Here is a 23,183-nt window from a genome sequence, read left to right as displayed (position 1 = left end):
CGTTCGGGATAGCGGCACCATAATAAAGATGAGTTTTGGAGTAAAGTATAAAGGTGATCATTTTCCTCATGTTTTGGCGCAAAACATCGATCACATATTCGCGAGAACCCGGTCCCGCTTAGCCGTTCAGCCGCAATCCACCCATGAAAAGCTGCTCCAGATGCCGGGCCGCATCTTCAAAACGGCCATCACCGCCGTGTCTGTCACCCAGCACTGCCCGCACCTGCACATCGAAATCCGCATAATGCTGGGTCGTCGACCAGATCGAAAAGATAAGATGGTAGGGATCACATTTGGCGATCCGGCCGGCCTTCATCCACGCGCGGATCACCTCGGCCTTTTCATCCACCAGTTGCTTCAGCGGCCCTTTCAGCTCATCCTCGATATGCGGCGCGCCCTGCAGGATTTCATTGGCGAATAGCCGGCTTTCGCGCGGAAAATCCCGCGACATTTCCAGCTTGCGGCGAATATAGGAACGGATCTCGCTTTCGGGATTGCCCCCGGCATCAAAAGCCCTGAGCGGATCAAGCCAGGTATCCAGCACCCGTTCGATGAGCGCGCGATGCATCGCCTCCTTGGTGCGGAAATAATAAAGCACATTCGGCTTGGACATGCCGGCCGCCTCGGCAATCTGGTCTATGGTGGAACCACGAAAGCCATTGATGGAAAAGACACTAAGCGCTGCCTCGAGGATAGCTTCCTGCTTTTCCTCCTGAATGCGGGTCCGCTTCTGTGTTTTCGCTGCGCGCGGTATGGCCATTCTCTGCTCTCTGTTTCTTTTCGATGCAATTGCCGCTACAGTATGATTAAAAAATAATCGACGCGTACAGTTTGGGCAAAATTAGTGCGATTCGTCACAAAAGTCCCTTGCTGACGTCATCGCAAATTTGCATTGTTTACCAGCCGGTCAATTTATCCATCATCGCCAGCACAAGGCAATGGCTGTTATCTTAGCCGGCAAAAACGGGAACGGCACAAGCTTTGCTTCGATAAAAACAAAACAGGTGAGGACGACACTTCATGGCGGCGGGTAAGAACTTGACGGTCAAAGGCGACCGTCTGTGGGACAGTCTGATGGACATGGCGAAGATCGGCCCCGGCATCGCCGGCGGCAATAATCGCCGCACACTGACGGATGAGGATGGAGAAGGCCGCCACCTGTTCAAGCGCTGGTGCGAGGCGGCGGGCCTGACGCTTGGTATCGACCGCATGGGCACCATGTTCGCCACCCGCCCCGGCGAGGATCCGGACGCGCTGCCCGTCTATATCGGCAGCCACCTCGACACCCAGCCGACCGGCGGCAAGTTCGATGGCGTGCTTGGCGTGCTGGCCGGGCTGGAGGTGGTGCGCAGCCTGAACGATCTCAATATCAGGACCAGACACCCGGTCACCGTCACCAACTGGTCCAACGAGGAGGGCGCGCGTTTTGCGCCCGCCATGCTGGCATCCGGCGTCTTTGCCGGCATCCACGATCTCGATTACGCCTATAGCCGCACCGATACTGACGGCAAGACCTATGGCGACGAACTGAAGCGCATTGGCTGGCTGGGCGAGGAAGAGGTCGGCGCGCGTAAAATGCACGCCTATTTCGAATACCACATCGAACAGGGGCCGATCCTCGAGGCGGCGCAAAAACAGATCGGCGTCGTCACCCATTGCCAGGGCCTGTGGTGGCTGGAGGTGACGCTGACCGGCAAGGAAGCCCATACCGGCTCCACCCCGATGGCCATGCGCGTCAATGCCGGCCTCGCCGCCGCCCGCATTCTCGAAAAGGTGCAGGAAGTGGCAATGGCCCACCAGCCGGGTGCGGTGGCCGGCGTCGGCCAGATGATCTTCACCCCCAATTCCCGCAATGTGTTACCGGGCAAAGTGGTTTTCACCATCGACCTCAGAACCCCCTCGCAGGCGAAACTCGACAGCATGCGTGCGATTTTCGAACGTGAGGTGCCCCAGATCGCCGAAGAACTCGGCGTCGGCTGCACCATCGAGGCCATCGGCCATTTCGATCCCGTCACCTTCGATCCGGTTCTGGTCGGCCGCGTGCGCGCCGCCGCCGAAAAACTCGGCTACAGCCAGATGGACATCATCTCCGGCGCCGGCCACGATGCCTGCTGGACCGCAAGGGTCGCCCCCTCCACCATGATCTTCTGCCCCTGCGTGGACGGGCTTTCCCACAACGAGGCGGAAGAGATTTCGCAGGAATGGGCAAAGGCCGGTTGCGACGTGCTGCTGCATGCGGTGCTTGAGACTGCGGAGATCGTGGAATGATCGTACCCACGATGGCAGGCCCCCTCATCCGGCCCTTCGGGCCACCTTCTCCCCGGCGGGGAGAAGAAACACGCGGCAGTGTTTTCGCCCCTCTCACCCACGTCGCAAAAACCTGCGACGGTGCCTCACATTTCTTCTCCCCGCCGGGGAGAAGGTGGCCCGAAGGGCCGGATGAGGGGGCAAGGGTCATGGCCGATCACATCGGTAAAAAAGCATCGAAGCGCCATTCCGGCAAAACCACCCAGGCCCGAAAGCTCCGCCATGACGAAACGGATGCCGAATACCGCCTTTGGTACGAACTGAAAAACCGGCGGCTAAACGGTTTCAAATTCAGTCGGCAAGTTCCCCTCGGCCCTTACATCGCCGATTTTGTCTGCCGCGAAAAAAAGCTGATCGTCGAACTGGACGGGTCGCAGCACGCCTCTTCCACGCACGACCGGCAACGAACACTCTGGCTGAACCGCGAGGGCTATGCGGTTCTGCGCTTCTGGAACCACGAAATTTTCGAAGAGCCCTCCTCGACGCTCAACACCATCCTCGCCGTCCTGAACGCCGAGAGTTTCCTGCCTGATCATCCCGACCGTTATTCGCCAGCCCTCGCTACCGGGAACACGTAACCATGACCGCCACCATCATCAAAAACGGCACCATCGTCACCGCCGACCTCACCTACAAGGCCGATGTGAGGATCGAGCACGGCAAAATCACCGAAATCGGGCCTGATCTGACCGGCGGCACGATCCTCGATGCCACCGGATGTTACGTCATGCCCGGCGGCATCGATCCGCATGTGCATCTGGAAATGCCGTTCATGGGCACCTATTCCGCCGATGACTTCGAGAGCGGTACGCGGGCGGCGCTGGCCGGTGGCACCACCATGGTGGTGGATTTCTGTCTGCCCGAACCGGGGCAATCGCTTCTCGACGCGCTGCAACGCTGGGACAACAAGGCGACGCGGGCCAATTGCGATTATTCCTTCCACATGGCCGTCACCTGGTGGGGCGAGCAGGTCTTCAACGAGATGAAGACGGTGGTTCTGGAAAAGGGCATCAATTCCTTCAAGCACTTCATGGCCTATAAGGGCGCGCTGATGGTGAATGATGACGAGATGTTCGCCTCCTTCTCGCGCTGCGCCGAGCTGGGCGCCATTCCCTTCGTGCACGCGGAAAACGGCGATATCGTCGCGCAGATGCAGGAAAAGCTGATGGCGGAAGGCAATATTGGCCCCGAGGCCCATGCCTATTCCCGTCCGCCCGCCGTTGAAGGCGAGGCCACCAACCGCGCCATCATCATTGCCGATATGGCCGGCGCGCCGCTTTATGTCGTCCACACCTCCTGCGAGCAGGCGCATGAAGCGATCCGCCGCGCCCGACAGAATGGCATGCGTGTTTATGGCGAACCGCTGATCCAGCACCTGATCCTCGACGACAGCGAATATGCCAATCCCGACTGGGATCACGCCGCCCGCCGGGTCATGTCGCCGCCCTTCCGCAACCGGCAGCATCAGGACAGCCTCTGGGCGGGTCTGGCGTCAGGTTCGCTGCAATGCGTGGCGACCGATCATTGCGCTTTCACCACCGAGCAGAAACGCTTCGGTATTGGTGATTTCCGCAAGATACCCAACGGCACCGGCGGGCTGGAGGATCGCATGCCGCTGCTCTGGACCCATGGTGTGGTGACCGGACGTCTGACGATGAACGAATTCGTCGCCGTCACCTCCACCAACATCGCCAAGATCCTCAACATCTATCCGAAAAAGGGCGCGATCCTCGTTGGCAGTGATGCCGATATCGTTGTCTGGGATCCGGCACTGAAAAAGACCATCAGCGCGGCGAGCCAGCAATCGGCCATCGACTACAACGTGTTTGAGGGACAAAAGATCAGGGGGCTGCCGCGCTTCACCGTGTCGCGCGGTCTCGTCAGCATCGAGGAGGGCAGCATCGAAACGCAGCCGGGCCACGGCCAGTTCATCCCCCGCGATCCCTACCCCGCCGTCAGCCGGGCGCTTTCCACCTGGAAAGAACTCGTTTCGCCGCGCCGGGTGGAACGCAGCGGCATTCCGGCATCGGGCGTGTGATCATGAACACTGAAGCAAAACGTGAAATCATCATCGCCGCTGCCGTTCTTTTAAACGAGCGGCGGCAGATGCTGGTGGTGCGCAAGCGCGGCACCACGCAATTCATGCAACCGGGCGGCAAGATCGACCCGGGCGAAACACCACAGCAGGCGCTTCACCGCGAACTTGCCGAGGAAATCGGCCTGACGTTGCCAGACCATGCCGTTCGTTACGAAGGTGTCTTCCGGGAGGAGGCCGCCAATGAGCCGGGGGCCGACGTTGTTGCCCATGCTTTTATAGCCAGACTTCATACCGAGGTTCTGCCGCAGGCGGAAATCGAGGAAGTGCGCTGGCTCGATCTCGACGCCAAGCCCGATCTGCCGATCGCCAGACTCACCGAAACCCGCATGCTGCCATTGGCGCGCGCGGCCCTGACGGAAAGCGAAACCAAGCCACGATGAAGCCGGCCTCCCCCTATTCCGTCGTTTCCGCCAAAAATCTCGGCCTCACCTTCGAAACGGGAGATGGCCCGGTGCATGCGCTGTCCAATGTCGATCTCAAAGTCGGCAAGGGCGAATTCGTCTCCTTCATAGGCCCGTCGGGTTGCGGCAAGACTACCTTTCTGAGGGTCATCGCCGATCTCGAAAAACACACATCGGGAGAGATCACCGTCAACGGCACGACGCCGGAAACCGCCCGGCAAGACCGATCCTACGGTTATGTCTTTCAGGCCGCAGCCCTCTATCCCTGGCGCAACATCGAAAAGAACATCGCTTTGCCGCTCGAAATCATGGGTTACACCAAGGCCGAGCAGCGCGAACGCATCGACCGCACGATGGACCTCGTCAACCTCAAAGGTTTTGGCAAGAAATACCCTTGGCAGCTTTCCGGCGGCATGCAGCAACGCGCCTCCATCGCCCGCGCGCTCGCCTTCGATGCCGACCTGCTGCTGATGGACGAACCCTTCGGCGCGCTCGACGAAATCGTCCGCGATCATCTCAACGAACAGCTGCTGAAACTCTGGGATACGACCGGCAAGACCATCTGCTTCGTCACCCATTCCATTCCGGAAGCCGTTTATCTCTCGACGAAAATTGTCGTCATGTCGCCGCGGCCGGGGAGAGTGACTGACGTGATCGAGTCTACTCTGCCGAGGGAGAGGCCGCTTGAAATCAGGGAAACGCCGGAATTTCTGGCGATTGCGCATCGGGTGCGCGAGGGGCTGAAGGCGGGGCATAGTTATGAGGGGTGACGCTGGAAAAGACGCCGTTGCGGCAAGTGCTACCCCCCTCTGCCCTGCCGGGCATCTCCCCCACAAGGAGGGAGATCGGCAAGGAGCGCTACCAATGCTCTTTCCACAGGCGTTGAGATGGCCGAAACATCGCCGCGAGTCGATCTCCCTCCTTGTGGGCGAGATGCCCGGCAGGGCAGAGGGGGGTAAGCCTCACCCACAGGTCACCGCTAATCATCACCCTCGATGCACGCAGCGGAGCGAAAAACAATGACCCTCCTCCGCCACCGCATCCTCCCAATCCTCACCGTCTTCCTCGCCATCCTCATCATCTGGCACCTCGCCGTCATCTATCTCAACATGCCCTTCGCCCGCGATCAGGCCACCCGCGCAGGCCAGACATTGAGCTTCTCACAACTCCTGCCGCAAACCTTCGCACAGGAACGCCCGGTTCTCCCCGCCCCCCACCAGATTGCCGCCGAACTGTGGGACACCACCGTCAACAAGGCGATCACCTCCAAGCGCAGCCTCGTCTATCATGCCGGCGTCACGCTTTCGGCCACGCTGCTCGGTTTCGCCATCGGTGCGGTCCTCGGCATCCTGCTTGCCGTCGCCATCGTGCATAACCGCGCCATGGATCGCTCCGTCATGCCGTGGATCATCGCCAGCCAGACGATCCCCATCCTCGCCATTGCACCGATGATCATCGTGGTGCTGAATTCCATCGGCATTTCCGGGCTGCTGCCCAAGGCGCTGATCTCCACCTACCTGTCCTTCTTCCCCATCGTCGTCGGCATGGTGAAGGGGCTGAGAAGTCCCGAAACCATCCAGCGGGACCTGATGCACACCTATAATGCCTCGCCGGGCCAGATTTTCTGGAAGTTGCGCTGGCCTGCCGCCCTGCCCTACCTCTTCGTCTCGCTGAAAATCGCCATCGCGATTGCGCTGGTCGGCGCCATCGTCGGCGAATTGCCGACAGGGGCCGTCGCCGGTCTCGGGGCGCGGCTGCTCTCCGGCTCCTATTATGGCCAGACGGTGCAGATATGGGCGGCGCTGTTCATGGCAGCCGGTGTCGCCGCCCTATTGGTCTCCATTATCGGCATCGCCCATGCCGCAGTCCTCAAGCGAATGGGAGCAAGGCCATGACGAACCCCGGCTGGTTTATTGGCGCGATCCTGTTCTGGCTTGCCGCCTGGGCCGTGAACGAATGGCTGGTGCGCCGCAGGTTCTCCGCGCCCGCCGCAAAGCGCATCAGCGACATCGCCGTGCCGCTGCTTTTCGGACTTGCCCTTTTGGCGCTCTGGGAAGGCATTGTGCGCGGCTTTGCCGTGCCGCCCATCCTGCTGCCGGCCCCCAGCGCCATCCTAGCCCGTCTTCTCGGCTCTCTGCCGATCCTCTGGGCGGATTTCCGCCAGACATTCCTTAAATCCGTGCTGACGGGCTATGTGCTCGGCTGCGGCCTCGGCTTCATCGTCGCCATCCTCATCGACAGATCGCCCTTCCTCCAGCGCGGGCTGCTGCCCATCGGCAATTTCGTCTCCGCTCTGCCGGTGGTCGGCGTCGCCCCCATCATGGTCATGTGGTTCGGCTTCGACTGGCAGTCGAAAGTCGCCGTCGTCGTCATCATGACGTTTTTCCCGATGCTGGTGAACACGGTGCAGGGCCTTGCCGCCGCAAGCCACATGGAGCGCGACCTGATGCGCACCTATGCCGCCGGCTGGTGGCCGACGCTGGTGAAACTGCGTCTGCCCGCCGCCTCGCCCTTCATCTTCAATGCGCTGAAAATCAACTCCACGCTGGCCTTGATCGGCGCCATTGTCGCGGAGTTTTTCGGCACACCCATCGTCGGCATGGGTTTCCGCATTTCGGCGGAAATGGGCCGCAGCAATGTCGATATGGTCTGGGCCGAAATCGCTGTCGCGGCGCTGGCAGGCTCGGGCTTTTATGGTCTGGTGGCGCTCGCAGAGCGGGCCGTCACCTTCTGGCATCCGTCCGTCCGTGGGGGACGAACGTAAATAACGAAAAAGGGAACAGCGATGAAAATGAAACTTGCATCCATGCTTCTGACCGGCGCGTCACTGATGACGGCGATGAATGCGCAGGCCGCCGACAAGGTGACCCTGCAGCTGAAATGGGTGACCCAGGCGCAATTTGCCGGTTATTACGTCGCCAAGGACAAGGGCTTCTACGAAGCCGAAGGGCTTGATGTCGACATCAAGCCGGGCGGTCCGGATATTGCGCCGGCACAGGTTCTGGCCGGTGGCGGTGCTGACGTGATCGTCGACTGGTTGCCATCCGCACTCGCCACCCGTGAAAAGGGCGTGCCGCTGGTCAACATCGCCCAGCCGTTCAAATCCTCTGGCATGATGCTCACCTGCCTCAAGGAAACCGGCATCACCAAGCCCGACGACTTTAAGGGCAAGACGCTCGGCGTCTGGTTCTTCGGCAATGAATATCCGTTCCTGTCATGGATGGCGCACCTGAAAATCCCGACCACCGGCGGGGCTGATGGCGTCACCGTTCTCAAGCAGGGCTTCAACGTCGATCCGCTGTTGCAAAAGCAGGCCGCCTGCATTTCCACCATGACCTACAATGAATACGGGCAAGTCCTCGACGCCGGCATCAAGCCGGAAGACCTCGTCACCTTCAAATATGAAGATGAAGGCGTGGCGACGCTGGAAGACGGGCTCTACGTTCTCGAAGACAAGCTGAAGGACGCCAAATTCAAGGAGGACATGGTCAAATTCGTCCGTGCCTCGATGAAGGGCTGGAAATGGGCGGAAGAAAACCCTGACGATGCCGCCGGTATCGTTCTCGAAAACGACGCCTCCGGCGCCCAGACCGAAAAGCACCAGAAGCGGATGATGGGCGAAGTGGCAAAGCTGACTGCCGGTTCGAAAGGCGCGCTCGACAAGGCGGATTATGATCGCACCGTCAAAACCCTGCTTGGCGGCGGGTCCGATCCTGTCATCACCAAGGAACCCTCCGGCGCTTACACCACCGAAATCACCGATGCGGCGCTGAAATAGCCAAATCGAACCCGAAAGCATGGAACGCGCGGCCCTGTCCGCGCGTTTCTTTTTTCACTGGTAACCTATTTGACCAATTACAATATCCAGACCTATACAAAAATGTATATCAACCATCGTGGCTATGCGGATTGATTTGCACGACAACAACAATTAGAGTCCGCCCCACAAGACTGCCAAATTTGATCTTGTAGAAAAAGCACAAGGGCAATGTGCTTAAGGTTCGCGTTGAGGGGCGTTTGAATCGGGAGGATCGAAAAGGAAGTATTGTGATCCCTTGTTTCACATTCGCTATCGCATGACCTATTAAAACACGCCTTACGGCTGCAGGACATGCGATCGGATATTGCGCGAGCCAAGACACATGCAGCATAAATTTACCTTCAACCGCTTTGTTTTACTCCTTCTTTCCGCAACGGCACTGCCTTTTTCGGCTGCCGCCGAAGGCGAAGCGCAGGCACCGGCCAAACAGCAGAACCTGCCCTCCATCATCGTGGCGCACGCCGCAAAACGCGATCTCGTTGACCGCATCATCGCGACAGGCACGATCCGCCCCGTGGACGAGATTTACGTCCAGCCGCTGGTTGACGGCCTGTCGATCGATACGCTGAATGCCGATATCGGCGACCGGGTGGAAGCCAATGCGGTTCTGGCCGTGCTCTCCTCCGACAGCCTTGTGCTGCAGAAGAGCCAGCTTGAGGCCAACAAGGCCAAGGCCGAAGCCTCCGTCACCCAGTCGAAGGCGCAGGTTCTGGAAGCGCAGGCCAATCTCAACGACGCTATCCGCCAGCGAGACCGGGCCGCCAAGCTCGGCCAGAGCGGCTCCGGTTCCGTCTCCGAGACGGAAAAGACCGAGGCCGCCGCTCAGGTGGCGCAGGCCCGGCTCGAGGCCGCCAAACAGGCCGTTTCCGCTGGCGAAGCAGATATCAAGGTCGTTGACGCGCAGATCGACGACATCGATCTGAAGCTGACGCGCACGGGCGTGAAAACCCCCGTGGCCGGCATCGTCTCCGCCAAGAACGCCAAGGTCGGGGCCATTGCCAGCGGCTCCGGCAACCCGCTTTTCACCGTCATCAAGGATGGCGCCATCGAACTCGTCGCCGATCTTTCCGAAACCGATATCCAGAAGGTCAAGGCCGGCCAGAAAGCCTATTTGACGGTTGCCGGCGGAGCCCAGAAAATAGAGGGCAAGGTGCGCCTCGTGTCGCCGACCGTCGATCCGACGACGCGCCTCGGCTCCGTGCATGTGGTGCTGCCGGAAAACAGCCCGGCACGATCCGGCATGTATGCCAGCGCCGAGATCATCGTCGAAGAGACGAACGCGCTTGCCCTGCCGCTATCGGCCGTCACCTCCGGACGCGAAGGCTCGACCACCCGCAAGGTGGAAGGCGACGTCGTCAAGCAGGTGAAGATCGAGACCGGCATAGAAGACAGCGGTTTTATCGAAATTGTCAGCGGCCTTACCGCTGGAGACAAGGTTGTCGAGAAAGCTGGAGCATTCGTGCGTGATGGTGACCGGATCCGACCGGTCGAGGCCCAGACGGCTGCGTCCAACTGACTGAGGGAATGAAATGAACTTCTCCGCATGGTCAATCCGTAACCCGATTGCGCCGCTTCTCGGCTTCGCGCTTTTGATGATCCTCGGCATGCAGGCCTTCAAGACCCTGCCGATCACCCGTTTTCCGAATATCGACGTTCCCGTCGTTGCCGTCACCGTGACCCAGAGCGGCGCTTCGCCCTCCGAGCTGGAAATGCAGGTGACGAAGGAAATCGAAGACGCCGTCGCCGCGATCAGCGGCGTCGATGAAATCCAGTCCACCGTGGTCGACGGCCAGTCGACGACAACAGTCGTCTTCCGCATCGAAAAGCCGACCGAAGAAGCGGTTCAGGACACGAAAGACGCCATCGACAAGATCCGCAGCGATCTGCCGGCTGACATCGAAGTGCCTGTCGTCAGCAAGATCGACGTCGAAGGCCAGGCGATCCAGACCTTTGCCGTTTCTTCGCCGAACATGACACTCGAAGAACTGTCCTGGTTCGTCGACGACACGATCAAGCGCTCGCTGCAGGGTCAGTCCGGCATCGGCAAGGTCGACCGTTACGGTGGTGCGGACCGCGAAGTGCGCGTGTCGCTCAGCCCCGAAAAGCTCGATGCCTATGGCATTACCGCAAGCGAGGTGAACAGCCAGCTGCGCGGCACCAACATCGATCTCGGTTCCGGCCGCGGCCAGATCGGCGGCAATGAGCAGACGATCCGCACGCTCGGCGATACGCGCGACGTGACGCAACTTGCCAACACCACCATCGCGCTCTCCAACGGCCGCTTCGTCAAGCTTTCCGAACTGGGTACGGTGGCCGACACCTATCAGGAGCAGAAATCCTTCTCACGGTTCAACGGCAACCCCGCCGTCACCTTCTCAGTGTTCCGGTCCAAGGGCGCAAGCGAGGTTTCGGTCGCCGAAACCGTGGCGGAAAGCCTCGAAAAGGTCCGCAAGGATCATCCGGAAGTCTCGATCCAGATGGTCGATGACGCCGTCTATTTCACCTATGGCAACTACAAGGCGGCGCTGGATACGCTGATCGAGGGCGCCATCCTCGCCATCATCGTCGTCCTGCTGTTCCTCAGGAACTGGCGCGCCACGCTGATTGCCGCCGTGGCGCTACCGCTTTCCGCGATCCCGACCTTCTGGATCATGGACCTGATGGGCTTTTCTCTCAACCTCGTCAGCTTCCTGGCCTTGACGCTCGCCACGGGTATTCTCGTGGACGACGCCATCGTGGAAATCGAGAACATCGCCCGCCATATCAAGATGGGCAAGACGCCGTATCGGGCAGCACTGGAGGCCGCCGACGAAATCGGCCTCGCCGTCATCGCCACCAGCTTCACCATCATCGCCGTCTTCGTGCCGGTGTCGTTCATGCCCGGCATTCCCGGTCAGTACTTCATCCAGTTCGGTCTGACGGTTGCCTTCTCGGTGTTCTTCTCGCTGGCGGTGGCCCGCCTCATCACGCCACTGATGGCGGCCTATCTGATGCGTGCCGAAGACGCGATGGACGACCATCACGACAATGACGGCCGCCTGATGAAGGCCTATACGCGCATGGTTTCCGCCACCACCCGCAAATGGTGGGCGCGTTACCTGACGCTCATCGGCGCCATCGGCTTCCTCGTCGCCTCCGTCATTCTTCTCGCCGGCGTTCCGGGCAGCTTCCTGCCGCCGGACGACGCCTCGCGTGTGACGCTTTCGGTGGAACTGCCGCCCAATGCGACGCTGGATGAAACCGACCGGACGACGACCGAGATCTACCATGCCATCCGTGACATCAACGGCGTGGAAAGCGTCTTCATTCTCGGCGGCGCGTCGCCCAAGGGCGATCTGGAACTTCGCCGCGCCACCGTCAACGTCATCCTCCAGCATATCGACCATTCGCTGCTGAAGGTGCTGGTCAACAAGGGGCTGGGCTCCATTCCGCTCATCGGCCAATATCTTCCGAAGGTGGAAGAAAAGGGCCGCATCCGACCGCAATGGGATGTGGAACGGGATATCTTCGCCAAGGTCCGCACCATTCCGGATGTGCGCATCATCAAGCTGAACGACCGTGCGGAACGCGAGCTGAGCTTCAACTTCCTGTCGTCGAACGAGAAGGACCTGAACGACGCCGTCGGCATTCTCGAAAGCCGCCTGCGCGCCTCGCCCATCCTCGCCAATGTCAGCTCGGAAGGCGCCTTGCCGCGTCCGGAATTGCAGATCCGCCCGCGCAAGGATGAAATCGCCCGCCTCGGCATCACGCCGCAGCAGATTTCGCAGACGGTTCGCGTCGCCACCATCGGTGATATCGATGCGCTGCTGACGAAGATCTCGCTCGATGACCGGCAGATTCCGATCCGCGTACAGGCGTCCATCGATACCCGCCGCGATCTCGCCACCATCCGCGCCCTGAAGATCAAGACCGCATCCGGGTCGCTGGTGCCGCTCTACAGCGTTGCCGATATCGACTATTCGGAAGGTCCAAGCTCGATCAAGCGCAACGACCGCAACCGCGTCGTCTCCATCGGCTCCGACGTGCCGTTCGGCACGGCGCTCGATACATCGACGGCCGAGTTCAAGCGGATCGTGGCGGAAACCAAACTGCCGGCAAGCGTCCGCCTGGCGGAAAGCGGCGACGCCAAGGTGCAGGGTGAAATGCAGCAGGGCTTCGTTAACGCCATGCTGCTCGGCCTGCTGCTGGTGCTGGTGGTGCTCATCCTGCTGTTTAAGGATGTCATCCAGCCCTTCACCATCCTGTTCTCACTGCCGCTCGCCATCGGCGGCGTGGCCGTCGCGCTCATCATCACCCAGAACGCGCTGTCCATGCCGGTTCTCATCGGTATCCTGATGCTGATGGGCATCGTGACAAAGAACGCCATCCTCCTGGTAGACTTCGCCATCGAAATGCGCCGTCACGGCATGGAACGGGTGCAAGCCATGATCGAGGCCGGTCGCAAGCGCGCCCGCCCGATCATCATGACCTCCATCGCCATGTCGGCGGGCATGCTGCCCTCGGCACTCGGCGTCGGCGAAGGCGGCTCGTTCCGCGCGCCTATGGCAATCGCGGTCATCGGCGGCATCATCGTCTCGACCGTGCTGTCGCTGATCGTGGTTCCGGCCTTCTTCCTGATCATGGACGACCTGTCGCGCCTGCTCGCCCACCTCTTCGGCCGCTTCGTCGGCAAGAAGGAAGAGGAGGAAGAGGCTCTCTCCAATGAGAAACTCTCGGAGATCGCCCGCGAAAACAGCCTGGCGCTCTCCTCGCTGGAGGCCCGCGTCGCCGGCATGGAAAAGGGCTCGGGAGACAAATCCAGCGACAGGGGCAGCAATATATTGCGGCTGCCGCCGCTTGCTGCGGAGTGAAGCTTGCAAAATGAAGATTGAAACGCCGGGCCTTGTGCCCGGCGTTCTTATTTTGCGCAATGCGTCGCCGCTTGCTTCTTCTCCCCAAGGGGGAGAAGGTGGCCCGAAGGGTCGGATGAGGGGCAACGGCAGAGATTTACGGGGAGCTTGCCCCCTCATCCCGCTGCCGCGACCTTCTCCCCCTCGGGGAGAAGAAATATGCCGTACTCGCCCGCTCCATATTTAACCTTCTGTCTGGAGCACGAATGGCCCGGCCATATTGCCAAAGCCCGTTTGATCGAAATCAATTCGCTTTTCAGGTGAACTGCTAATCTCCCTCGCATCGGGAATTGCCGGTCGAAGGATAATGCGATGAGTTCTTTGCAGATAGGCGTGAGAGAGACGGAACATCCCCGGTTTCGTATCGCTGCGGACAGCCCGGCAAAAGGTTTGAGCGGGAGCCGGATGGACGTGAACAAGACCGTGAAGCTGAGCAACAGGGACAGGAACATTCTGCTGCGCGCGCCCTTGATCGGGATAGCGGATGACGCAGTGGCGTTGAAGCTGATGGAGGCGGCGACCATCATCAATGTCAACGCCCGCCATGTGCTCTTCAAGGAAGGCGAAGCGGCGCAGCATTTTTATTGCGTTCTGTCGGGTTATGTCCGCCTTTACCGGCTGGACAGGCATGGGCGCGAGGCGGATGTGCGCGTCAGCGGTCCGGGCGATACGTTCAACGAATGCCTGATTTTCGGCAGCGACAGCTATCGTTACAGCGCACAGGCGGCGGAAAGCTGCACCGTGGCGCGTTTCGAGCTCGCGAGAATCCGCACGTTGATCGACCAGGAACCGGCAATCGCCAAGGCCGTCATGCGCTGCCTTTCCAACAGCCTGCTTGGCACCATGGATTGCATTGCCAACGACCGGCTGCAGACAGCACCACAACGCGTCGCCCATTATCTCATCAATCAGGGCCCGCGCGACGCGACATCCTTTTCGATGCGACTGCCATTCCAGAAAAGCCTGCTTGCCGGCAAGCTCGGCCTTGCGCCGGAAGCCCTGTCGCGCGCCTTCTCGGCGCTGAAAAAATCAGGCGTCACCGTGCGTGGCCGCATCGTGCAGGTCAATGACGTCGCCGCATTGAAGCAGATCTGAAGATAGCGGGAGAGGAAGAAGGGCGGGATGCCAGCCGGCAGCCCGCCTTTCGCCGTTCCGGAAAGGGCAGATCAGCCCGGCTGCGGCACAAAGCGGAAGCCGTCGCCCTGCCGTTTAATATGGAAAAACCCGCCGAGATGGCCGCCGGATACCAGCCAGCCGTGATCGGCCGCCTCCGCCAGCGCCGCAAGACGGGTGGCATAGGCAAGTTCGGAATCGATATCGTAAACGAAAGCGATTGCAGGATCGTCCGCCTGCAATCCGCTCACATGCAGCACATCACCCCACAATAACAGCCGGTTATCGCCGCTGCCGATGAGATAGCCGGCATGCCCCGGCGTGTGGCCGGGCATGGCGATCGCCTCGATGTCGTCGGCAATCATGCCCATGGGGATCGGCCGCAGCATGGCACCACAGATATCGAGCAGCCGGGAGGCGAGATCGAAACCGCCCTGCCGGGCAGGCGGCAGGCTCTTGCGGGCATCCGCACTGGTGAAAAAGCCGAGATCGGCCTCTGGCACCCATATTTCCGCATTGGGAAAATAGGGCTTGTCGCCATCAATGAGGCCAAGCGCATGATCGCCGTGAATATGGGTGAGGATGACACGCCTCACATCGGTCGGCTGGATATCGGCAGCAATCATTGCCGCGCGGGCATGGCCATAGGCGGCACCCCAGGCCGTGCCGCAACCGGCATCGACCAGCCAGATGCCATCAGGACCGGAGAGCGTGAAACAATTGACGTCCACATCCACCGTCTCGCCTTCAAGCCCGTCGAGAACCGCGGCCAGCGCCGTCTCGCCCTGCCGATGGATGAGATGGCCGACGGGCGCCTTGTAAACGCCATCGACAAAACGGGACACGGCATAGGGGCCGAAATGAAGAGACGTATTCATGGCTCAGAGACCACCCTGCTCTTTCAGGAAACCGACGATATGCTCCACCCCATCGCCCCGCTTCATATCGGTGAAAACGAAGGGCATGGCATTGCGCATTCGGGTCGCATCATTGTCCATGACAGTCAGATCGGCGCCGACATAAGGTGCCAGATCCTTCTTGTTGATGACCAGCAGGTCGGAGCGGGTGATGCCCGGCCCGCCCTTGCGCGGAATTTCCTCACCCTGGCAGACGGAGATCACATAGATGGTGATATCGGCAAGATCGGGCGAAAAGGTCGCGGCGAGATTGTCGCCGCCGGATTCGATGAAGACGACATCAAGATCGGGAAAGCGGGCATTGAGCCCGGCAATCGCCTGCAGATTGATCGTCGCATCCTCGCGGATGGCGGTATGCGGACAACCGCCCGTCTCCACGCCGACAATCCGTTCCGATGGCAGCGCCTGCATGCGCACCAGCGCCTCGGCATCTTCCTTGGTGTAGATATCATTGGTAACGACGGCGACGGAATAATCGGCGCTCATCGCCTTGCAGAGCTTTTCCGTCAGCGCCGTCTTGCCCGAACCAACCGGCCCGCCAATGCCGACGCGCAGCGGGCCATTGCCCGATTTCATGCCCGATTTCACGACTGTGTTTCCTTCACTATGCTTCGGTCCTGTCTCACCATATCTCCTCCGCTTATCGCTTCAAGATAAGCAAGAACCGTGCCGCCTGTTTCTTCTCCCCACCGGGGAGAAGGTGGCCCGAAGGGTCGGATGAGGGGGCAACGCCAGCGATATACCGAGAGCTTACCCCCTCATCCCGCTGCTGCGACCTTCTCCCCGGCGGGGAGAAGAAACAAGCGGCATACACTCGCTCCATCAATGCCGTAGCTTTCAAGAACGGAAAAGCCGCGTGCCCTGCATCTCGTGGCGCATCGCCGCCGTATCGGCGAGGATCGTGGCGCTGCCGAGGTCATCGAGCGTGGATTGCGCAGCCCGTGCCGCCATCTCCGCAATCACCGCCTCGCTTGCGGCCAGAATGGCGACGCCATCCTTCTGGCCTGCCACGCCGAGGCGGATGCCGGCCGAAACCAGTTGCGAGACCCCGGCATGTGCGAAAGCGGCAAGCGTTTCCTGAAGCGGCACCGCATGCGCAGCGGCCACGGCCCCGACGGCGACAGGATATGGACACTCCTTCGGCAATAGTTCCAGAACCGCATGCGGCCATGCGCCGGCAGCGGCAACGAAGGCATCACCCAGGAGCACCGTTTCGCGATATCGCTCCGCCGAGCCGGCCAGCGCCCGCGCCAGGGTGGCCGTTTCATTCAGGGCGGCGGCATCGGTGCCCCTGCGCCAGCCTTCCGCCAGAAACACCGCATCGTTCCACAGGCTGCCGTGGCGCAAAAGCGTCTCCACCCAGCCGCCCAGTTCAGCGGCATCGCAGACACGCCGGTCCTCAACCGCCTTTTCCAGCCCGCCGGAATAGGAAAAGCCACCAACCGGAAAGGCTGGCGACAGCCAGGCCATCAGCCGCAGCAGCGCGGCAACGCCGCGATCGTCGCTCACGGATCAGCCGTGATCGTGATGGTGGCCATGGTCATGCCCATGCCCATGCCCATGGGAATGGCCGCCATGGGCGTGATAGGCGCCACGAGCCGGCTGGAAAGGCTCTTCCACATCACGCACCGTGGCACCGAGACCTTCGAGCATGGCGCGGATGACGTGGTCGCGCAGGATGAGGATACGCTCCTCCTCGATCTGCGCGGCAAGATGCCGGTTGCCCAGATGCCAGGCAAGCTCGATCAGGTGAAGCCGATCCTTCGGCGTGATTTCAAACAGCTTTTCAGCCGCAGCCCGAACCTCGATCAGATCACCGTTTTCCACCACGAGAAGATCGCCATGGGCAAACAGCACGGCTTCCTTCAGATCGAGCATCACCATCTCGTCATTTTGCAGATGCAGCAGTTTGCGGCGCAGATGCCGCTGGTCATGCGCCAGCGTGACATAACCGGAAGGCTCGTCGCCAGGGGTTCCGGCGGGATGGTAAGAGGTAACGCGCAGCATGGGATGATCCGTTCGAAACTGTCTTGGGGTTTCGATTTTTGACGGATAGGCGGGGGGATTTCAAGAAGCGATTTCGGGGCACGCGTGCCTCGGAAAAAGGAAAAGCCCGGCATCGCTGCCGGGCCTTCACAAAATAACAAACCAATCAGGCCGCAGCGCGGCTTTTCAGGTTTTCCAGAATGTTCTGCGGCGAGGAAACGCCGTAAGGATCGGATTCGCAATTGTCCTGATAACCCTCTTCCTCGAACCACTGCTCGACCAGACCGTCATTGATGACGGCGGCGTAACGCCAGGAGCGCATGCCGAAACCGAGATTGTCCTTGGCGACCAGCATGCCCATCTTGCGGGTAAACTCGCCCGAACCATCCGGAATGACCTTGACGTTTTCGAGGTTCTGGCCCTTTGCCCAGGCATTCATGACGAAGGCATCGTTGACCGACAGGCAGTAGATTTCATCGACGCCGAGCGCGCGGAATTCACCCGCCAGCTTTTCGAAATCGGGCAGCTGGAAGGTCGAGCAGGTCGGCGTGAAGGCGCCGGGCAGCGAAAACAGGACGACCTTCTTGCCCTTGAAATAATCGTCGGAGGTCATGTCCTGCCAGCGGAACGGATTGGGGCCGCCAACGGCCTCGTCACGAACGCGCGTGCGGAAAGTTACGGCGGGCACTTTTTTGCCGAGCATGTCTTTTCTCCTGATCAGGTGTTTTATGCGGATCGCTTGGGATCAATCCGCGCGGAATTCTTTTGCCGTTTCCATAACGCAAGATGCGCTGCGGTGCAGCATAAAAATCGGATTTAAGTCATCGAATGTACGAAATGCCGCATCGGCGAGGGATCAATTGTGGAGATCGACCGACCAGCGCAACAGCGGCGGCAAGGGCGTCCACCAGCCGGTTCGAATACCGGCCTCGCGCAACATGGCGGCCGACCACGTGTTGCAACCGGCCAGCGCATTAAACCAGCCATTCGCCTCGAAAAACGCGTCCGTCAGACCATAGGCGGCACCGGGGACGAGCTGAACCTTGCCACCGTTTCTGAGGAAACTTGCCCTGATACCGGCGAGAAGGCGCTGATAACCGGCTTCAGAAATACGAAGCCGTTTCACCCCGGCCAGATCGGCGGGAAAATCCCCCGTCACATCAACATGCATCACCGATTGATCCAGCGTAAACGAGCGCAGCACCGGCATCGGTTTCAGATCTGCCCATGTAGGTGTCTGTATGTAAAACGACCGGCCACCCCAGCCGAACACCAGAGTGGCAGCTGCGGGATGGTTGACGGCAATACCGCATTCCTGCAACTCGGAAAACACCCGCCGCAGATCGTCATCCACCGGCAGGGCAATGTCCGTATGGATCGGGTTGGACAATAGCAGGATTTCGCGATCCCTCACGCCGCTTGCATCATCGGCGAAAAAGGGGCGCGGCACCACAGTGCCGAACACAAGAAGCAGCACGATCAGCAGCACGCCGCCGCCGATCCATCTGAGGACAGTTCTCAACGTAACGCCCCGTTAGAACAGGAAATAACGCTGCGCCATCGGCAACACGGTGGCCGGTTCGCAGGTCAGCAATTCGCCATCCGCCCGCACTTCATAGGTCTCGGGATCAACCTCGATATGCGGGGTGAGGGAATTGTGGATCATCGACGCCTTGGAAATGCCACCGCGCACATTCTTCACCGCCAAAAGCTTCTTGGCGACGCCGAGGCGCTGGGCAAGGCCGGCATCCAGCGACGCCTGTGATACGAAAGTAACCGAGGAATTGGTGCGCAGCTTGCCGTAGGCCGCAAACATCGGCCGGTAATGCATCGGCTGCGGAGTGGGAATGGAGGCATTGGGATCGCCCATGGGTGCAGCGGCAATCGAACCGCCGAGCAGCACCATCTCCGGCTTCACGCCGAAAAAGGCCGGGTTCCACAAGACAAGATCGGCGCGCTTGCCGACTTCGACAGAGCCGATCTCATGGCTGACACCCTGGGCGATGGCCGGGTTGATGGTATATTTGGCGATGTAACGGCGCACACGGAAATTGTCGTTTTCGCCGGTCTCTTCCTTCAGGCGGCCGCGCTGACGCTTCATCTTGTCGGCGGTCTGCCAGGTGCGGATCGCCACTTCGCCGACACGGCCCATGGCCTGGCTGTCGGACGAGATGATCGAAAACGCGCCGATATCATGGAGAATATCTTCCGCCGCGATGGTTTCCTTGCGGATGCGGCTTTCGGCAAAGGCGATGTCTTCCGGAATGGACGGCGACAAATGGTGGCACACCATCAGCATGTCAAGATGTTCGGCCAGCGTATTGACGGTATAGGGCCGCGTCGGGTTGGTGGAAGACGGGATGACGTTGGGATTGCCACAGACCTTGATGATATCAGGCGCATGCCCGCCGCCCGCACCTTCGGTGTGGAAGGCATGGATGGTGCGGCCCCTGATGGCGGCGACCGTGTCTTCCACGAAGCCGCTCTCGTTCAGCGTATCGGTGTGGATCATCACCTGCACGTCGTATTCGTCGGCGACCGTCAGGCAATTGTCGATGGCGGCGGGCGTCGTGCCCCAGTCCTCATGCAGCTTCAGCGACGATGCGCCGGCAAGGATCATCTCTTCCAGCGGTGCGGGCAGCGAGGCATTGCCCTTGCCGGCCAGCGCCAGATTCATCGGAAAAGCATCGAAGCTTTCGATCATCCGCTCGATGTGCCATGCGCCGGTGCAGGTGGTGGCGAGCGTGCCATGCGCCGGGCCGGAGCCGCCGCCCAGCATGCAGGTGATGCCGCTCATCAGCGCTTCCTCGATCTGCTGCGGGCAGATGTAATGGATATGCGCGTCCATACCGCCGGCGGTCAGGATCCTGCCTTCGCCGGCGATCGCTTCCGTAGAGGGACCGACGATGATCGTCACGCCCGGCTGCGTATCCGGGTTGCCTGCCTTGCCGATGGCGTGGATGCGACCGTTCTTCAGGCCGACATCCGCCTTGTAGATGCCGCTATGGTCGACGATCACCACATTGGTGATGACGGTATCGACAGCGCCTTCCGCCCGTGTTGCCTGGCTCTGGCCCATGCCGTCGCGAATGACCTTGCCGCCGCCAAATTTCACTTCCTCGCCATAGGTCGTGTGGTCCTTCTCGATCTCGATGAAGAGTTCGGTATCGGCAAGACGCACCTTGTCGCCAACGGTCGGGCCGAACATGCCGGCATAGGCGGCGCGGGAAATCTTGTAAGGCATGGGCTCAGGCTCCTTGGGATGCGGAGAAAATCGATGTGCGAGAAATTCGTTTGAGCCGGCCCTTGCCCGCAAGGGCTTCGACCAGCTGTTGTTCGGCGGCAAATGGGTGACCGCTCCAGCCCTGATGGCCGAAACCGGCAATCGCCACCTCATCACCATCACCGCTGACGCTCTCAAGAACATGGGCGATGGCGAAAAGGCCAGTGCTGGGGCAGACATAGGGTGCGGGCGTATAGGCTTCGAGCGCCATATCCAGCCTTTCGTGCAGGCCGCGCGGAATAACGATGTGGCTCTTGCCGGTTTCTCGTGCGATGGCGGCAAAGCCAGCGGTGTAATCGGCGCAGAAGTCGGTCAGTTCCGGCCAGCGCCGGCGAATATCCGGCTCCATTTCGGCAAACTTTGCGGGATCGCGCACCGACCAGATGGCCGCAGCCTGCCGCACCCCGTCGCTGTCGCGCCATTCGGTGCCTTCAGTCATCTCGCGACCCGGCCGCCCGGTGTTACAGACGGCCACCACATCGGTGCGTGTGCCGCCAGGCCCCAGAGACCGGCAATCATTAAAGCGGATGACGATGTCGGAACGGTCGATGAAATCAGCCGCACCCGGCGGCAGTTCCCCGTTTCCGACAATCGTGATGCGCCGCCCCATGCCGTTCAGAAACCCTCGGCAAGCTGGCGCAGTTCTTCGGCGCGCTTGCCGCTCAGATCGGCAAGGCAGGAAGAGATCAGCATCGGTTCCATCGAGCCGCCGCGCGCCTGAAAGCCGGAGAGAGCGCAATTGGCATCCCGAAACGCCACCCAGGCGCGCTGCGCAGTCACCAGAGCGTCAGTCGCACCCTTGCCGCTTGCATCCGCCGCCTTGTCACGCTCGGTGAGCAGCTTGCGCAGCTTCTGATATTCGGCGTTCAGCTGCTTGTCGGCCTTTTCATAGTCCTTGCCGGCGCAGATGGTCATGTCCGCCTGCGTTTCCGGTGCCTTGCAATCCGGTTCGTTCTGCGCGGCAGCCGGCATCGAAAAGCCGGCGGTGACGGTAAGCAGCACAGCCGCCAAGAAAAGATTTTTCCGTCTCTCAATCATCATTCAGGCCGCCGCGCCGTCAAAAGCCTGCGGCTTCAGCGCCCGAGGATCAACGCCATCAAGACAATTGGCGTTCACCGCCACCATCGGCGTTCCATCCGGCCCATCGGCATAAGCAAAGCTTTCAATGCCGCAGGTGGAGCAGAAAAGATGATGGATTTTATGTTTGTTGAAGAGATACTCGCTCAGCTTGTCCTCGCCGGAAAGCAACGTGAATTTCTCACGCGGCGCAAAGGCCAGCGTGGAACCCAGACGCTTGCAGCGCGAGCAATTGCAGACAATGGTATGATCGAGATCGGCATCGACCTCGAAGCTGACGTCGCCGCATTGGCAGCTTCCATGATAATGCGCACTGGCCATCTTATAACCTCCCCATGACCTGTTGACGAAAACCATAAACCTCACGCTTGCCGGAAAGCGGCACCAGCGTTACTTCCCGCTTCTGGCCCGGCTCGAAACGCACCGCCGTGCCTGCCGGAATATCGAGACGCATGCCGCGCGCCTTGTCGCGCTCGAAAATAAGCCCGGCATTGGTCTCGAAGAAATGGTAATGGCTGCCCACCTGGACCGGCCGGTCGCCGGAATTGGCCACTTCGATCGTCACCGTCGGCTGGCCGGCATTGAGTTCGATGGTGCCCTCTGCGGCAATGATTTCGCCTGGCTTCATGGTGCTCTCCCTTGTCTGTCTCAGGCGGCGGTCGCGGCCGCGCAGCCTTCGGCCTTCAGCACGCGCTTCGTTGACGCCGGATTGTTGACGAGCTTTGCCGTCGGGCGGACCGGCCTGCGAACCAGCTCACCGCCGCAATTCGGGCAGGCGCCTTGAAGCACATCCGTCACACAATCAACGCAGAAGGTGCATTCGAACGAGCAGATCATCGCATCCCGGCTGTCGGGCGCGAGATCGCGGTCGCAGCATTCACAATTGGGCCTCAGTTCCAGCGCCATGCCTTCCCCCTCACCGGATCGGTTCGTGAACGGTCACCAGCTTGGTGCCGTCAGGAAACGTCGCTTCCACCTGCACATCATGGATCATTTCGGCAATGCCTTCCATCACCTGATCGCGTGAAATCACATGCGCGCCGGCTTCCATCAGATCGGCCACGGCGCGGCCGTCACGGGCGCCCTCGACGACGAAATCGCTAATCAGCGCAATCGCTTCGGGATAGTTGAGCTTCACGCCGCGCTCCAGCCGGCGGCGCGCCACCATGGCGGCCATGGAAATCAGCAGCTTGTCTTTTTCTCTTGGGCTAAGGTTCATCGTCGTCCCGCAGCTTGCGCACCTGCACCGCAAACCACTGAGGGTTTCGGGGAACAGGTCCGACTTGTTTGAC

The 23,183-nt window shown here is 60.5% G+C and carries 25 protein-coding genes; 11 read left to right on the top strand and 14 right to left on the bottom strand.

The window, feature by feature from the left end:
* Window positions 1–118: 118 nt before the first annotated feature.
* Complete coding sequence (locus FCH38_RS06685; RefSeq protein WP_149899924.1) at window positions 119–760, bottom strand: TetR family transcriptional regulator C-terminal domain-containing protein; 642 nt, start codon at window positions 758–760, stop codon at window positions 119–121.
* 260 nt (window positions 761–1,020) lie between these two features.
* Between FCH38_RS06685 and FCH38_RS06680 the strand changes: the two genes are divergently transcribed.
* From FCH38_RS06680 to FCH38_RS06630, 11 genes are all read left to right on the top strand, one after another.
* Window positions 1,021–2,268, top strand: a complete 1,248-nt coding sequence (locus FCH38_RS06680; RefSeq protein WP_174373265.1) for a Zn-dependent hydrolase — start codon at window positions 1,021–1,023, stop codon at window positions 2,266–2,268.
* Window positions 2,269–2,456: 188 nt separating this feature from the next.
* Window positions 2,457–2,885, top strand: coding sequence for an endonuclease domain-containing protein (locus tag FCH38_RS06675; protein WP_174373264.1), 429 nt, complete (start codon window positions 2,457–2,459; stop codon window positions 2,883–2,885).
* Window positions 2,886–2,887: 2 nt separating this feature from the next.
* Complete coding sequence (gene hydA / locus FCH38_RS06670) at window positions 2,888–4,345, top strand: dihydropyrimidinase (protein ID WP_174373263.1); 1,458 nt, start codon at window positions 2,888–2,890, stop codon at window positions 4,343–4,345.
* Window positions 4,346–4,347: 2 nt separating this feature from the next.
* Window positions 4,348–4,785 carry an NUDIX hydrolase gene (locus FCH38_RS06665; RefSeq protein ID WP_153516524.1) on the top strand — a complete coding sequence of 146 codons (438 nt, stop codon included), beginning with the start codon at window positions 4,348–4,350 and terminating at the stop codon, window positions 4,783–4,785.
* Window positions 4,782–5,576, top strand: coding sequence for an ABC transporter ATP-binding protein (locus FCH38_RS06660; protein ID WP_174373262.1), 795 nt, complete (start codon window positions 4,782–4,784; stop codon window positions 5,574–5,576). The genes FCH38_RS06665 and FCH38_RS06660 overlap by 4 nt, the downstream gene beginning before the upstream one ends.
* A gap of 249 nt (window positions 5,577–5,825) precedes the next feature.
* Window positions 5,826–6,701, top strand: coding sequence for an ABC transporter permease (locus FCH38_RS06655; RefSeq protein ID WP_174373261.1), 876 nt, complete (start codon window positions 5,826–5,828; stop codon window positions 6,699–6,701).
* A complete protein-coding gene (locus tag FCH38_RS06650) occupies window positions 6,698–7,570 on the top strand; it encodes an ABC transporter permease (RefSeq protein WP_174373260.1) in 873 nt (290 codons plus the stop codon). Before FCH38_RS06655 ends, FCH38_RS06650 begins: the two co-directional genes overlap by 4 nt.
* A gap of 21 nt (window positions 7,571–7,591) precedes the next feature.
* The gene (locus FCH38_RS06645; RefSeq protein WP_174373259.1) at window positions 7,592–8,584 is read left to right on the top strand and encodes an ABC transporter substrate-binding protein; all 993 of its coding nucleotides are present in this window, start codon (window positions 7,592–7,594) and stop codon (window positions 8,582–8,584) included.
* A gap of 364 nt (window positions 8,585–8,948) precedes the next feature.
* Entirely contained in the window at window positions 8,949–10,142 is a 1,194-nt protein-coding gene (locus tag FCH38_RS06640) for an efflux RND transporter periplasmic adaptor subunit (RefSeq protein WP_174373258.1), read from the top strand.
* Window positions 10,143–10,155: 13 nt separating this feature from the next.
* Window positions 10,156–13,476, top strand: a complete 3,321-nt coding sequence (locus FCH38_RS06635) for an efflux RND transporter permease subunit (protein ID WP_174373257.1) — start codon at window positions 10,156–10,158, stop codon at window positions 13,474–13,476.
* A gap of 444 nt (window positions 13,477–13,920) precedes the next feature.
* Window positions 13,921–14,610, top strand: coding sequence for a Crp/Fnr family transcriptional regulator (locus FCH38_RS06630; RefSeq protein ID WP_174373640.1), 690 nt, complete (start codon window positions 13,921–13,923; stop codon window positions 14,608–14,610).
* Window positions 14,611–14,681: 71 nt separating this feature from the next.
* On the opposite strand, the gene aidB is transcribed toward FCH38_RS06630, so the two are convergent.
* The 13 genes from aidB to FCH38_RS06565 all read right to left on the bottom strand — a co-directional run bounded on the left by aidB (window position 14,682) and on the right by FCH38_RS06565 (window position 23,110).
* Window positions 14,682–15,506, bottom strand: a complete 825-nt coding sequence (gene aidB, locus FCH38_RS06625; RefSeq protein WP_174373256.1) for an AidB family quorum-quenching N-acyl homoserine lactonase — start codon at window positions 15,504–15,506, stop codon at window positions 14,682–14,684.
* Between the two features lie 3 nt (window positions 15,507–15,509).
* Window positions 15,510–16,121, bottom strand: a complete 612-nt coding sequence (ureG, locus tag FCH38_RS06620) for an urease accessory protein UreG (RefSeq protein WP_046797824.1) — start codon at window positions 16,119–16,121, stop codon at window positions 15,510–15,512.
* Between the two features lie 261 nt (window positions 16,122–16,382).
* A complete protein-coding gene (locus FCH38_RS06615; RefSeq protein ID WP_174373255.1) occupies window positions 16,383–17,054 on the bottom strand; it encodes an urease accessory UreF family protein in 672 nt (223 codons plus the stop codon).
* Between the two features lie 3 nt (window positions 17,055–17,057).
* Entirely contained in the window at window positions 17,058–17,552 is a 495-nt protein-coding gene (ureE, locus tag FCH38_RS06610) for an urease accessory protein UreE (protein WP_174373254.1), read from the bottom strand.
* A gap of 145 nt (window positions 17,553–17,697) precedes the next feature.
* Window positions 17,698–18,234 (bottom strand): peroxiredoxin, encoded by a 537-nt coding sequence (locus FCH38_RS06605; protein ID WP_153516515.1) that lies wholly within the window; start codon window positions 18,232–18,234, stop codon window positions 17,698–17,700.
* A gap of 153 nt (window positions 18,235–18,387) precedes the next feature.
* Window positions 18,388–19,053: a TIGR02117 family protein gene (locus FCH38_RS06600; RefSeq protein ID WP_174373253.1), complete on the bottom strand. Its 666-nt coding sequence runs from the start codon at window positions 19,051–19,053 to the stop codon at window positions 18,388–18,390.
* Between the two features lie 12 nt (window positions 19,054–19,065).
* A complete protein-coding gene (ureC, locus tag FCH38_RS06595) occupies window positions 19,066–20,775 on the bottom strand; it encodes an urease subunit alpha (protein ID WP_149899910.1) in 1,710 nt (569 codons plus the stop codon).
* A gap of 4 nt (window positions 20,776–20,779) precedes the next feature.
* Window positions 20,780–21,424: a Urease operon accessory protein gene (locus FCH38_RS06590; protein ID WP_174373252.1), complete on the bottom strand. Its 645-nt coding sequence runs from the start codon at window positions 21,422–21,424 to the stop codon at window positions 20,780–20,782.
* Window positions 21,425–21,429: 5 nt separating this feature from the next.
* Window positions 21,430–21,852, bottom strand: a complete 423-nt coding sequence (locus tag FCH38_RS06585) for a lysozyme inhibitor LprI family protein (RefSeq protein ID WP_174373639.1) — start codon at window positions 21,850–21,852, stop codon at window positions 21,430–21,432.
* Between the two features lie 3 nt (window positions 21,853–21,855).
* A complete protein-coding gene (locus tag FCH38_RS06580; RefSeq protein ID WP_149899908.1) occupies window positions 21,856–22,212 on the bottom strand; it encodes a GFA family protein in 357 nt (118 codons plus the stop codon).
* A 1-nt stretch (window position 22,213) separates the two neighbouring features.
* Window positions 22,214–22,519 (bottom strand): urease subunit beta, encoded by a 306-nt coding sequence (locus tag FCH38_RS06575; protein ID WP_046797816.1) that lies wholly within the window; start codon window positions 22,517–22,519, stop codon window positions 22,214–22,216.
* 20 nt (window positions 22,520–22,539) lie between these two features.
* Window positions 22,540–22,797 carry a DUF1272 domain-containing protein gene (locus FCH38_RS06570; RefSeq protein ID WP_153516511.1) on the bottom strand — a complete coding sequence of 86 codons (258 nt, stop codon included), beginning with the start codon at window positions 22,795–22,797 and terminating at the stop codon, window positions 22,540–22,542.
* Window positions 22,798–22,807: 10 nt separating this feature from the next.
* Window positions 22,808–23,110, bottom strand: a complete 303-nt coding sequence (locus FCH38_RS06565) for an urease subunit gamma (protein WP_006315002.1) — start codon at window positions 23,108–23,110, stop codon at window positions 22,808–22,810.
* Between the last annotated feature and the right edge of the window lie 73 nt (window positions 23,111–23,183).

This window comes from Agrobacterium tumefaciens (genome assembly GCF_013337285.1).
GTDB lineage: Bacteria > Pseudomonadota > Alphaproteobacteria > Rhizobiales > Rhizobiaceae > Agrobacterium > Agrobacterium burrii.
Note: the sequence above shows the minus strand (reverse complement) of the source record. Positions and strands in the feature narration are given on the sequence as shown.